Origin of the sequence: Paenibacillus castaneae, assembly GCF_002884445.1 — a bacterium.
GTDB lineage: Bacteria > Bacillota > Bacilli > Paenibacillales > Paenibacillaceae > Pristimantibacillus > Pristimantibacillus castaneae.
This window is the reverse complement of record NZ_KZ614144.1, coordinates 1,704,052-1,717,017: the sequence shown is the minus strand read 5'-3', so window position 1 is coordinate 1,717,017 and position 12,966 is coordinate 1,704,052. Positions and strand designations below refer to the sequence as shown.

Below are 12,966 nucleotides of genomic sequence, written 5' to 3'. Positions count from 1 at the left end.
CAATAATACAGGGTAAAAGTCTTATTTACATTTCATCTTCTTTAAACACTGGCTTAAACTGGATTTCAAAATGAAAAGCCTTGCTGTCGAAGCGGTATTGCTCCAGCAGCTGCGGTCCACATGAATTCGAGCCGACTCCGCTCATCGCGTAATCCAGATGCACAATCGTTTCCTTTCGTTTAACGAGCTCGTAGGTATGGGCAGCAGCCGTCAGATCCTCCGATGTATAATGAGCCGTTTGGAACGAGAACGGCTCGGATGATTGGAAGGCTAAGCCCATGCCAAGGGCGTTCGTTACCATTGCCCGCTCCGTGCCGAACCGAGAGCCGTTTTCCTGCGGCATAATATAATGCTCGAACATTTCGTCGACCGTCAGCCGGTACCTCCCTTTCTTCACGCTCTGCCTTTTGTCGATATAGCTCTCGTGCGGACCGAAGCCGGTATATTCAACCTCCTCCATCCCTTGCGGCATCGTCAGCTGCAGGCCAAACCGCGGTAGAAACGGCAGGTTTCCCCTCACGTTGACCTGAACCTCAAGCGTAATGACGCCAGAGCGGTCGATCCGCCATACGCTCTCGCCATGTAGAAACGGATGGCGAATATAGCCGCCCAAAGAGAAGTTGACGCGGATGATGACGCCGGACTCGCCTTCGTTCTTCCACTTGGCTTCATACACTTTGGCGCCCGCCCTGTCCAAGCCTTGAGCAGTCCATTCCTTCTTCACATTCATGTCATTGTCTGTAGGAGCGCGCCAAATGTTGAAGGCCGTAGGTGCAGCGAGCATAGGTACGCCATGCTTGCTCATCTCGGTAAAGGCCCCCTTGTGCAGATCGAACACGTAAAGGAAGTCGAAGCCCTCCACCGTAAGCCGCTTGCCTTGCTCACTTACCTGAAGCAAAGTGGCGATATCGTTCTGCTCGCTTGCCGGCAGCCATGCTTCAGCGTCAGCAGCGCCCAGCTCAAACTGCTTGAACATAATCTCGTGCCCGGCTTCTGCCCAGCGTGTCTCCTCTTTCTGCCAGCAGGACAACGTCAAAATAAGACCGGCCTGATCAGCAGACGTCGAATACGGAATATTTAGCGCTTGGGATGTATGGGGAGCCACTTTAAGCTGCCAAATCGTTCCTTGCTCTAAAATTCCGCCGTTTCTCTCAACCTTCCAGCGCAGCGCCAGATGAGAGAGGTCGATAAAATCATACAGATTCGTTATTTTGACAATACCAGCCTTGAGGTTCTCCTCCTCGATTCGGACCGGAGCGATGACCTGCTTCAGCTCCAGCAGTCCCGTATGGGGAATCCGGTCAGGAGTTACCAGTCCGTCAATACAGAAATTGCCGTCATTCGGCTTGTCGCCAAAGTCTCCTCCGTAGGCGTAGTAATCGGTGCCATCTGGCGTCTTCGTCTTAATCCCATGGTCGCACCATTCCCAGACACAGCCGCCCATCAGCTTCGGCTCACGGTAAATGATATCCCAATAATCCTTCAGATCTCCCGGCCCATTGCCCATAGCATGGCTGTATTCGCATAGAAACAACGGCTTGGTCTGGGCAGCGTCTGCTGCATAAAGCTCTATTTCCGCTGGTGAAGCGTACATCCGGCTTTCCACATCCAGAGCGTCTACATCAGTTAAACCTTTATTGATGGATGCGGCGCCCTCATAGTGGACCGGCCTAGAGCTATCGCGTCCCCTTGTCCATTCCGCCATGGCGATATGATTTTCCGCGTAGCCTGATTCATTGCCAAGCGACCATATGATGACGGATGGATGATTTTTATCCCGCTCTACCATGCGAATTGCACGGTCGACAAAGGCAGCCCGCCACTCCGGATTCGCCGATAGCTTATGCACCGCTCCATCCGCCCAGCTCTCGGCGATACCCATCCCGTGGCATTCCAGGTCAGCCTCGTCCACCACATAAAAGCCATAGCTGTCACAAAGCTCCAAAAAGCGCGGATCATTCGGATAATGCGACGCGCGGATCGTATTGATATTATGTTTTTTCATAACATGCAAATCCTTGACCATATGAGCAAGCGGAATCGTCTGTCCAAGCTCCGGGTGCGAGTCATGTCGGTTCACCCCTTTGAGCTTCACTGGTTGGCCATTGATCCGGAATACGCCGCCATAAATCTCAATATACCGAAAGCCTACGGGAATTCGGATAACTTCATTGCCCCCGCGCACATAAAGCTGATACAAATAGGGGCGCTCCGCATTCCACAGCTCAGGCTTGTCGACCACAAGCGTCAGCTGCTCTTTCCCAACTGCATGGCTCTGGCAGTCTGCTATAAGGCTCCCTGCATCATCCCGCAGCTCCAGCTCAACAAACGCCGTCTTGCCACCTTTAATCTCGAGTTCCACCTGAAGCCTCGCCTGTTCCCGATCCTCCGACCATTCCTGCTTGGCAAAAACATCACGCACATGAACGGGCTCGCGAGCCAGCATATACACATCCCGGAAAATACCGGAGTAGCGCCAAGCGTCCTGGTCTTCGAGATAGGTGCCGTCGCACCATTTCAGCACAAGAACAGCAATGCGGTTGCGGCCGGAACGAACATGGCTTGAAATATCAAATTCCGCAGGAACCCGACTTCCTTGGCTATAGCCAACAAATGCTCCATTCACCCATAAGTAGAAGCAGGAGTTCACCCCTTCAAACACAATGTGCTTCTCCTTGCTTTCCCACTGGCCCTTCACATTAAATTCTCTAACATACAGCCCGGCCGGATTCTCATCTGGCACAAACGGCGGATCACAAGGGAACGGGTAGTTCACATTCGTATAATGAAGCTGGTCATAGCCGTTCACCTGCCAACAGGAAGGAACGAGCAAATCATCCCAGCTGCTCACATCCGCCGTTTCCCGGTAAAACTCCTCCTTCACCTCATGAACGCTGGCGTAATAACGAAACTTCCAATTTCCGTTCAAGGTTTGAAAATAGGGCGAGTGTGCCCGCTTACCCGCTTGCGCTGACTCCGAAGTTGCATATGGAATATAGGCCGATCTCGGCTCCTCGCGGTTCACGTGCAGTACATTCGGGTCCTTCCAATATGAGTCCTCAATGATCATGTTATTTGCTCCTCTTCTTCTGCTTGATAAAACATATGCCCATGCTAAAATTATAGGATGACGAACTTGGCTAGCCTAGCCGCCATTTCGTACAACATACCGTACAAAACGGACATTCGAGGTGAAACATGAACCTTTTGGAGCTGCGAAGCAACCTGACCGCCATTCCGTTCGAACTCGGCATTCCTTTCGCGGTGTATACAGTCGGCACGGAAAACCAGCCGCTCATGACCCGTTTGGAGGGCTTCTCCGCCAATCAATGGTTCCTCACCTTCTCAGGAACGGGCTCCTTTCGTTTCTTGGGCGAGGACAATTGGAGCCTTGTCCCGCCCGGCACGCTGCTGTACATTCCTTCCGGCCTGCCTCATGAATATGGTCCGCATGGGTCGGACCCCTGGATTATCGGTTACGTCACCTTTATGGAGCAAGCGGACGGCTTTCTAGCTCATCTTGGCTGCGGAAATCAATTTTTTCGTGCCGAGCTTCAGGATGTAAATAGACCGTACGAGCTGCTCTCTGCGATCTGGCAGCATTCCGGTCCGCAATACAACGCTTGGAGAACCTCTGAGCATTTTTTTGCTTTCTGCCTTGAGATCAAGAAACAAACCAAAGCTGGCAACAGCGATAAACCAACTGCCGATTCTGCCCAAACAGCCCGCTATCCGCATTCGGTCGTTCACCATGCCACCCGCTACATGCAGGATCATTTACAGCGCAACATTACGGTAGCTGAGCTCTCTGCACATGTAGGCTATTCGTCCAAGCAGCTTACCCGTTTATTTCGCGAATCGCTCGATACCACGCCACTGCAATATTTGCAAAGAATTCGGCTGCAGGCGGCGGCATTGCTGCTCGAGCAGCACCCGCATATGACGATACGGCAAACCGCCGCTCATGTCGGCATGGAGCCGGTCTATTTCACCCGCCTTTTCCGCCGCATGTTTGGCGTGGTTCCATCGAAATTAAGAGCTTCAAAATAAGCAGCAATTACGCTCATACCTAGGCGAAGAAACGCAAATAAGGACTGTCCCGCTGAGAGCTCCTCTCTGTACGGACAGTCCGATGATGTTTCGCCAACATTAACCCTCTACTGTTTATGATTCCGCGTTATGCTCGCGATATTGGTTTGGTGTCAGCCCTGTGTACTTCTTGAACGAGGTGAAAAAGGTCGTCTTGGACTGAAAGCCAGACCGCTCCGCGATATCGAGCACCGGCCAGTCGGTGGACACCAATAGGCGCTTCGCCTGCTCCAGCCGCTCCTGATGAATGAAATTAGACAGCGTAATCAGATACGTTTCCTTGAAGACGAGCCGCACATAACTGACGGACAGCACCAAATAATCCGCAATGCTCTCCAGCGTCAGCATCGGATCGTGAAGATGCTGCTTCACGTAGTCAAATATTTCCGACGCTAATTCTTCCTTCCGGCTGGAGGTCGAATGCTTGAGCATAGCGGCATCCATGAACTGGTCGAACTGGCTGTACAGCCAGTCTCTGACATCCATTAACGTATCGAATTTTTGCAGCAGCAGATCAACCCCGCCCTGCTCCTGATCGCCCATTACCTTATTGAAGGCTTTGACGATATAGAAAAACAACAGCTTTAGCTGGAACTGGCACTCCGCATACGTCAGATTTTGCAGCTGGCCGAATATAGCATCGAGCTGCTCGCGTGCCTGTTCCTTTTGTGAGGTGCGGACCGACTGAATCAGCTGCTGCACCCGGTTCTCATCCAGATCGGATTTCCGTTCCTGCAAATACGCACCGAAATCCGCTTCCTTGTATATTTTTTTCTCCTCGTCAAAAAATCTTAGCAGCGTTAAATCACATATGCGGTCGTACAGGCTGCGCATATTGTGCTGGATCGGCGTTTGGTTGCTGATCGCCACAGTCACTTGGAATTGCAGCCAGTTCTCGATTTGCTCCCTGGCTTCCTGCAAAGCCGCGAGCGGCTCTCCGCCTTCGCCGCCTCCGCTAATTAACACCACCAAATGATCGCTGCCCAGATCCACGTTTTCGGACACAAACCCTTGGTTTCGCAAAACCTCTCCAGCTATATTGCCCATAGCGTAAAGAAGCAGCTTTCTTGATGCATACGAATAACGCTCCGAGAACGTTTGAAACCGGTTGATGCGGATGACAGCCATGTAAATGTCTGAGCCAAGCAGTGAAGCCAGCTGATCGTTCATAGGCTCTTGGATCGCTTTATTGTAGGTTCCTTGAAGCAGCCACTGCCTTAAAAACTCGTTTTTGATCACTTCCTGATGGTTGCGAATCATGCTGTTCATCTCCTCCATCGTCTTCACCATATGATCGAGGCCGGACTTGATAATCGTAAACTCCGTATGCTTGTTATGCTCACCCGTCTGCACTGCAGGCGCAACCGTCTTCCTAATCTGCCCCGCGAGCTGGCTGAACGGCTTGAATTGCCGGCGTGAATTCCAGTAGCTTAAAGCCCATAAAACAAGCAGCAGAAAAAAACACATCCCTACGATTTTAAACTGGATGATGTCGATATTTTTGCTAATATCCTTCACCTTGACCGTGGAATATAACGTCCAATCCTCAATCTTGAACGCATGGGAATGAATAAGATAGGTTTGCGTATTAATGGTCATTTGATAATTCTCCGGCCCTTGCCGGGCAATTTGCTCCGCATCGAATGCCGCCGAGCCGCCAAGGATCACACGCTTGCCTTCCTCCAAAATCATAATATTCGTCGTCGTGTCATTCAAATTTTGCAGTAAATATTTTTCCAGCAGCCCTTTGTTCAGCAAAATAACGACATAACCCTGACTCTTAATTTTGGAATAATAGGCAGGCGCAATTAAAGCCAAATAGGAGCTTCCCTTAACGGTATGATCATAAAAACTAAGCGTAGACGGCGGCTCAGTCTGAATGCGCTCCAGCATGCCCTGATCGGCAAAATCGGCAAAGGAATGGATGCCGTCCTTCGAATTAATGACCCGCTGCGTCTTCATATTGATCAAATAGGTCGAGTCGATAAAGGACTGCAAACTCATAAATTTGGACACTGATTTCAGGGCCGTTGACATCACCAGCGGATCGTTGTCATCAGACATCAGCCAGTGGAAAATTTCCGGGTCCTGATAAATATTGAGGGCATAAGCGCGAAGATGCTCCAATTGATATTCGAACCCTTGGCTGACGCTCGCCGTCTTGATCTCCATCAAATGGTTAATATCGTTATACGCTTGCTTCGCATATTGCTGTCTTAACAAATAGGAAAAGAGCAGAATAATAACCGTAAATAAAATGGCGATATACAAAAAATTTCGAAGGTATGTTTTCTCTGGCAATAATCGCAATCTGAACTCCCCTTCTCTCTGTTTCCACTCTTGCTCCCCTTCATTAAAACATAATTTGCAGCTTTTCGGATGTTCGAATATTGATTATGCAGTTTGAAATTGGATTCTTTGCCGCAAAAGAAATAACTAATGCCTGTAAAAGACATTAGTTATTTCTGGTTTCTGTTTATTTGGCTGCCAAAAAGGCATCGATTTGCTTCTGCAGCTCGGTTTGAATTTTTTTGGCTAACGGTGCGGCCTCTGCTTTGAACTTGGCCCAATGTTCATCCGGGGCAACAACCCCGTTGAACAACGCGGTGTAGTATTTGGATTCAATGCTGACATATTGAGAGATTTCATTTACGACTGCCGTGTTGTCGAACGTAAAGCCAGCGAGTTTGTCCATTGTGAAATTCGTGACGTCGGCGCCCCATTGATTAAGCTGTTTTGTCAGGTCATCCTGAGCAGCATCCTGACGGTCGGTAGTCGGATTCCAAATCCAAACATACGGGAACCAGGTATAGCCGCTGCCAATAAATTTGTATTGATCATCGCCAATGGCTTCCCAGTTCTGATCCTTAATGCCATAGGCCAGCAGATCATAATTGTCCTTCTGATTCGCCCAGTCCAGGAACTGAATCGCGCGCTCCTTATGCTTGCTGACGGAAGGCACGCTTATGAAGTTATATTGGAGAGCATTCGTCAGAATTGCGCCTTTCTCCTGATTCATGAGCGTGACTGCTTCAAACTCTGCATCCGGATTGACGCTTTTGAGCGCTTGCTGAATGTCGCTCTTTACGCCAAATTCATTATTCGGGAGAATAGCTACTTTGCCTTGCTTGGCTAGCTCTGATTCATCCTTAATGGCAAGCACGTCTTGACTGATGATTTTGTCTTGGTACAGCTTGCGTGCGTTTTCAATCCATGACCATACCATTGGCTCCATTTGGTCAAATAAATTATAGATCTTCCCGTCATTGTTTTTCGTATACAGAATCAGAGATTCCGACAGCGCCGGGCTTGGCGTAATATTCTCCGTGTTATCCGCCCAGTAATGGCGGAAGGCTCCTTCCGAAAGCCCCTTCTTAACGTCTTGCCCTGCAGGCACCATCGGCGTGACATTAGGCACCTTTTCTTTTACAGCATAAGCGAATTTTATCAAGTCATCATAGGTTTTGATCGGCGCTATGCCAAGCTGCTCGCGCAAATCCTTGCGCACGTAGTAAACTCGGCCTTGCACAAATGTGATTCCGTTCGGAATGCCCATAATTTTGCCGTCAAATTTGTTGGCATCCCACATTTCCTGCGGGCGGTTCTTTAGGATATTCGGTCCATATTGCTGCAGCAGATCATCAAGCGGCTCATAGCTTCCCGCCGCAATTTGCTGCGTAAGATGCAGCCATGGCGCGTCAAAAATCAAATCGATGGCTTCACCGGAGGAGAGCGTAACCTGCGTTTTCTGAGCTAAGTCAGCCCATGGCACAAACACCACATCCAGCTTCACGTTTATCGTATCCGCCATTCGTTTCTCAGCCTCTGCCAGCACAGCGTCAAAATCCTTCGGACGATCTCCAGGCACCATGATCTTCAGCGTAACGGGATCAAGCTTAGCTTGTTCGCCGGTTGAAGCCCCATCCGCATTCGTGGCAGCTGAAGGTTCCACGTTCTTGTTGCTGGAGCAAGCGGCCAGCATGCTTACCAGAAGAAGCAGGGTCAAAGCAACTACGATTCCTTTTTTCGCTCTCATTAATAATGACCTCCTGTTTTTATATATTTAACCGAGATGCTCGGGTAAATCAAGCTAAAAATCAGCCCTTTACGGCGCCGATCGTAATCCCTTTCACAAAATACTTTTGCAGGAAAGGATAGAGAAAGACAATCGGGCCGATGGTGAGGCATACGGTCGCCAATTGAATTGCACTGGACGGGGCCGATACTTGGTAGCTAGCGCCCCCGCCTACATAGGCGGACACGTTAAGATTGGATATCAACTGCCGAATCATAAGCTGTAGCGGATGGAGCTTATAGTCATCGATGAACAGCAGTGACAGATACCAGTCATTCCAGAACTGAATCGCATAAAAGAGTGATACCGTCGCAATGACCGGAGTTGATATTGGCAAAATGATTTTGTAGAAGAGCCGGATATCCCCTGCCCCGTCAATCGTAGCCGCTTCATTAATCTCGTAAGGCAGCGATTTGTAGAAGGCGACGAGAATGAAGGCGTAAAACGGATTGAGCAGATACGGGAGAATTAGCGCCCATAGCGAATCCTTCAAATGCAGCCAATTCGAAACCATAATATAAAACCCGACGAGGCCTCCGCCCAGCACCATCGCAAGGTACGTCAAAAAGGCAAGTGTATTTCTGTACTTCACCTTCGGATGTGCGAGCACGTAAGCGAACATGGCCGTAATGATCACTGCTAGAACAGTACCCACAATCGTCACGAACAGGGAGTTTTTATAGCTATTCAGCAATTGATCCCCTTGCAGCAAATACGTATAAGCGTCCAGACTCCATTCGCTTGGAATGAGTTGATAGCCGTGCTTGAGATAGCTAGCCTCGGAAGCAAAGGAGTCGGCCAGCACGATCCAGAAGGGCACCACGCACACAAGGCTGAACAAGGCGATACAGGCATACATCAGCCAAAGAAATGCTTTTTCTCCCCAGCTTCGGTCGTTTCGGATTTTGGTCCGTACCGGCTTGCCGCGCAAAACCAAATCTTCGTTTTTCATAAGCTCCTCCTAAAATAATTTCGAGTCGGGATCAATTTTGGCGGCGAGCCTGTTAAATAGCAGAATGGTGACCAGCCCCATGACCGATTGGTAGAGAACTACCGCCGAGGACATCCCGAAGTTGCCCAGCTGGCGCAGTGCCCGGAACGAATACGTATCAATAACGTCGGTGGTTGGGAACAGAATCGAGTTATCGCCGATAATGCCGTAGATCATCCCAAAATCCCCGAAGAAGATGCGGCCGACTCCTAACAGCATCAGCACCACGATGACCGACCGGATGGACGGAATCGTAATATGGATGATTTGCTGCAGCCGGGTTGCTCCGTCAATTCTGGCCGATTCGTAATATTCCGAGGAGATGCCGACGATCGCAGCCATGAAGATGACCGAGAAGTAACCTGAAAATTTCCATACGTACACCGCAGTTAAAATGAAAGGCCAAAGCTTGGTGCTTTGATACCAGTTAATCTCATGAATGCCGATTTGCTGCAGCCACTGGTTCAATAAACCGTCGGAGCTCATAAACGCCAGCATCATGAGACTGACAACCAGCCACGATATGAAATAAGGCAGGAAAATGAGCGATTGGCTTATTTTTTTCAAAATGACTGAACTGGCTTCATTAATCATGATGGCAAGAATAAGGGCAATGCCGATGCCAAAAATCAGAAAAAGCAGATTGAGATAAACCGTATTAAAGGTAACCCGAAGCCAATCTTGACCGCCGAAAAAAAACTTGAAATTATCCAGTCCCACCCACTTGCTCTTAAACAATCCTTTGACAGGCTGGAAACGCTCAAACGCGATTAAATGCCCAAACATTGGAATGTAGGAAAATAAGGCCAGAAACACCATTCCCGGAATGGCTAATACGTAAAGCTGACGATTTTTTGTGATCTCCCTAATAAAACCCATAAGCACACTGCTCCTTCCCTGATCCCCTTTGACATGCTGCACAAGTTGTCGTTGCGATCATTGCTGATCCGTGCTTTCACCATAAAGCGTATTTCCGCCAGTGAATAGTTCGAATACTGTCTATCAGGTTCGAAAAGCTACATAATGTCCGTCTACAACGAAAACTCGTATGCCAATTCGCACATTTGGAACCTTTTTATCCTTTGATTTTGCTATTTTGAATTTGGGGCACAAAAAAACCGGTCGAGAGTGTATCTCGCCGGTTGAAGCTTTGTTCTCGAACATTCGGATGATTTTACATAATAAATAGAAACACAAGGCGAAAAGGAATAAATAAGCAAAAAAATGCCATTATAAAGATGGCGGAGCTAGCTGGTTTATTTAGGGGGATGAGGAAAATAAAAACGAACATTTCATTTATTCAATCTGTCATGATGATTATGCTGAGTACTGGTCTTCTGAATCATGTCATCATCATTCCGATACTGCTGGACGCAGCAAAAAGGGATGCTTGGATTTCTGTGCTGCTGGGGGGCGCCTGCGCGCTGGTTTGGGTTTTTATCCTGCATTTCAGTATTAACAAAATCAAAAAGCAGCATTTGTTCGAATGGATCACGAAAGCTTACCATCCGATCGTGAGCCGCATACTTGCAGCTGCCGCGAGCATATATCTATTCGTGATATGCACTCTTACAACCAGAGACACCGTATATTGGATTCATCTCACTTTCTCCCCGGATACACCTATTCTGGTATTTACCATAATATTTCTTTTACTTTCTGCAATAAATGCTTTTATGGGTATCCACTCCCTCGCTAATACTGCTGGAATCTTGCTGCCCTTTGTCGTCATTTTGGGCTTTTTTATAATGCTGTCCAATATGCCTCATAAGGATTATTCCTTATTAAAGCCAATGCTTGAGCATGGCATGAAGCCGGTTTGGAAAGGGGCTATGTACGCTGGAGCTGGCTATGTTGAAGTCATCATGCTTTTCTTTTTGCAGCACCACATCAAGTCGCGCCTGTCGTATCGTTCTTTTATGATTATGATCCTGATCATTTTGGGTCTCACCATGGGTCCGATTATTGGCGCAATTGTTGAATTTGGTCCAGATGAAGCTGATAAGCTTAGATTTCCCGCGTATGAAGAGTGGAGATTAATGACCATTGGTCGATACATTGAGCATCTAGATTTTTTTAGCGTTTACCAATGGTTCAGCGGGGCCTTTCTAAGAATTTCCCTGACGATGTTTCTAATTCTCGACATATTCCAGATCCAAAATCGAAAGTTGAAGGCATGGGTGCTTGGCTGCATTTTATCAGCCATTGTCGTGGTCACCGTTATTCCTTTTAGCGATCAGTTTTTTCTGAACATGATGTCTTTGTATATTCTTCCCTATTCGATATGGGGAATGCTGGTTTTTTCAGTCATTATTGCGGGGCTGATCGGTTTGGCCTACCGGAAGGGGAAAGTAACAACATGAAGGATCTTGACCAAGAGGAATCCCAAACATTCAAGGATAAGGTCTCAAAACTATTCGATTCAAGCTCAGATATAAAGCAAATAACAATCTCTTTGTCGCAATCTGACTCAACTGTTCAACTGGTTTATTGTCTGGGGTTGTGCGATGTGAGCAAAGTGGAGCAACACATTATACCAGAGCTAAAAAATATCCCTGAAGGTATCCTTCAATCAGATAAACTGGATCTCCCGCAAAAGCTTCCGTTTCACACGACACCCCTTCAAACAGATGATCTGGAAAAATCGATGCAACAAGTCGTGCTCAATGGCGATCTTCTGCTCATATTTACTCCTTCGAATGATTGTTACTCTATCACCTTGGCTGACCCCCCAAAACGGCAGCCGGAGGAACCGAATACGGAAGTCTCAACGAGAGGGCCTAAAGATGGCTTTACGGAAGAACCATTTACCAATATCGGCCTTATTAGAAAAAGGCTTAAGACCGATTTATTGGCGGTGGAAGAATTCACGATTGGATCCCTAACAGCTACAAAAGTACATTTATTATATCTAAAGGACACGATCAAGCCTCATGTTCTAACCGAGATTAAGACAAAGCTGACCGATATTCAAGTCAATGGGCTTGTAAGCAGCACTCAGTTGGAAGAAACGCTGACCGGCTTCTCATTTTTTCCTTTGATGTCTTATACCGGAAGACCAGACTTTGCCGTAAATTCACTGCTTCATGGCAAATTTGTAATTGTAATGGGAGGTTCGCCTACCGTGATAGTTGCTCCAGTGAGCTTAAATTTTTTGTTGAATACGGCGGAAGATGCGCAGCTGGTTAACATCTTCGTTGCTTTTACGAGGTTATTAAGGCTGACTGGCGTGATGCTATCCCTGTTTTTGCCAGGGTTCTGGATCGCACTCAATACGTTTCATCAGGATCAGATCCCCTTTACGTTGCTTGCAACCATAGTGAACTCGAGACAGGGAGTACCTCTTCCGGCTCCACTTGAGGCGGTGATGATGCTGATATTGTTTGAGATTTTCCGAGAAGCGGGTATGAGATTGCCTTCTTCTTTTGGCCAGACCTTATCGGTTGTAGGAGGATTAATTATCGGTCAAGCAGCCATCACCGCCGGAATTGCGGGTCCTGGGACGATTGTGATTATTGCGATTTCTGTACTTGCCACCTTTACTCTGGTGAATCAGTCATTGGTCAGCGTCGTCAGCTTGTATCGGATTGTCGTGCTCCTGATTAGCGGCAGTCTTGGGTTATTCGGCACTTTAATATGTCTGCTGGCCCTCATTCTTTATTTGGTCAATTTGCGTTCTTTTGGAACCTACTACTTAACTCCTTTAACTCCGCATCATTATAAGGAAATGTATAAAATTTTCTTTAGAATGCCGTGGGGAAAGAAAAAAGTAACGGCCCTGTCATCTGACAAAACAAGAAATAAGGGATGA

The 12,966-nt window shown here is 47.9% G+C and carries 8 protein-coding genes; 3 read left to right on the top strand and 5 right to left on the bottom strand.

Annotated features, from left to right (window positions below; genetic code table 11):
- Positions 1-25: 25 nt before the first annotated feature.
- Entirely contained in the window at positions 26-3,070 is a 3,045-nt protein-coding gene (locus CEF13_RS07360; RefSeq protein WP_102710105.1) for a glycoside hydrolase family 2 TIM barrel-domain containing protein, read from the bottom strand.
- 128 nt (positions 3,071-3,198) lie between these two features.
- Here CEF13_RS07360 and CEF13_RS07355 point away from each other — a divergent pair, with 128 nt between their 5' ends.
- Positions 3,199-4,050: an AraC family transcriptional regulator gene (locus CEF13_RS07355; RefSeq protein WP_102710104.1), complete on the top strand. Its 852-nt coding sequence runs from the start codon at positions 3,199-3,201 to the stop codon at positions 4,048-4,050.
- 114 nt (positions 4,051-4,164) lie between these two features.
- Here CEF13_RS07355 and CEF13_RS07350 read toward each other — a convergent pair whose 3' ends face one another.
- From CEF13_RS07350 to CEF13_RS07335, 4 genes are all read right to left on the bottom strand, one after another.
- Entirely contained in the window at positions 4,165-6,399 is a 2,235-nt protein-coding gene (locus CEF13_RS07350; protein WP_102710103.1) for an AraC family transcriptional regulator, read from the bottom strand.
- 166 nt (positions 6,400-6,565) lie between these two features.
- Positions 6,566-8,125 (bottom strand): extracellular solute-binding protein, encoded by a 1,560-nt coding sequence (locus tag CEF13_RS07345; protein WP_102710102.1) that lies wholly within the window; start codon positions 8,123-8,125, stop codon positions 6,566-6,568.
- Between the two features lie 61 nt (positions 8,126-8,186).
- Positions 8,187-9,116: a carbohydrate ABC transporter permease gene (locus CEF13_RS07340; RefSeq protein ID WP_102710101.1), complete on the bottom strand. Its 930-nt coding sequence runs from the start codon at positions 9,114-9,116 to the stop codon at positions 8,187-8,189.
- Between the two features lie 9 nt (positions 9,117-9,125).
- Positions 9,126-10,034 carry an ABC transporter permease gene (locus tag CEF13_RS07335; protein WP_102710100.1) on the bottom strand — a complete coding sequence of 303 codons (909 nt, stop codon included), beginning with the start codon at positions 10,032-10,034 and terminating at the stop codon, positions 9,126-9,128.
- A gap of 389 nt (positions 10,035-10,423) precedes the next feature.
- On the opposite strand from CEF13_RS07335, the gene CEF13_RS07330 reads away from it, so the two are divergent.
- Both CEF13_RS07330 and CEF13_RS07325 read left to right on the top strand, forming a co-directional pair.
- The gene (locus tag CEF13_RS07330) at positions 10,424-11,518 is read left to right on the top strand and encodes a GerAB/ArcD/ProY family transporter (RefSeq protein WP_102710099.1); all 1,095 of its coding nucleotides are present in this window, start codon (positions 10,424-10,426) and stop codon (positions 11,516-11,518) included.
- The gene (locus CEF13_RS07325; protein ID WP_102710098.1) at positions 11,515-12,966 is read left to right on the top strand and encodes a spore germination protein; all 1,452 of its coding nucleotides are present in this window, start codon (positions 11,515-11,517) and stop codon (positions 12,964-12,966) included. Before CEF13_RS07330 ends, CEF13_RS07325 begins: the two co-directional genes overlap by 4 nt.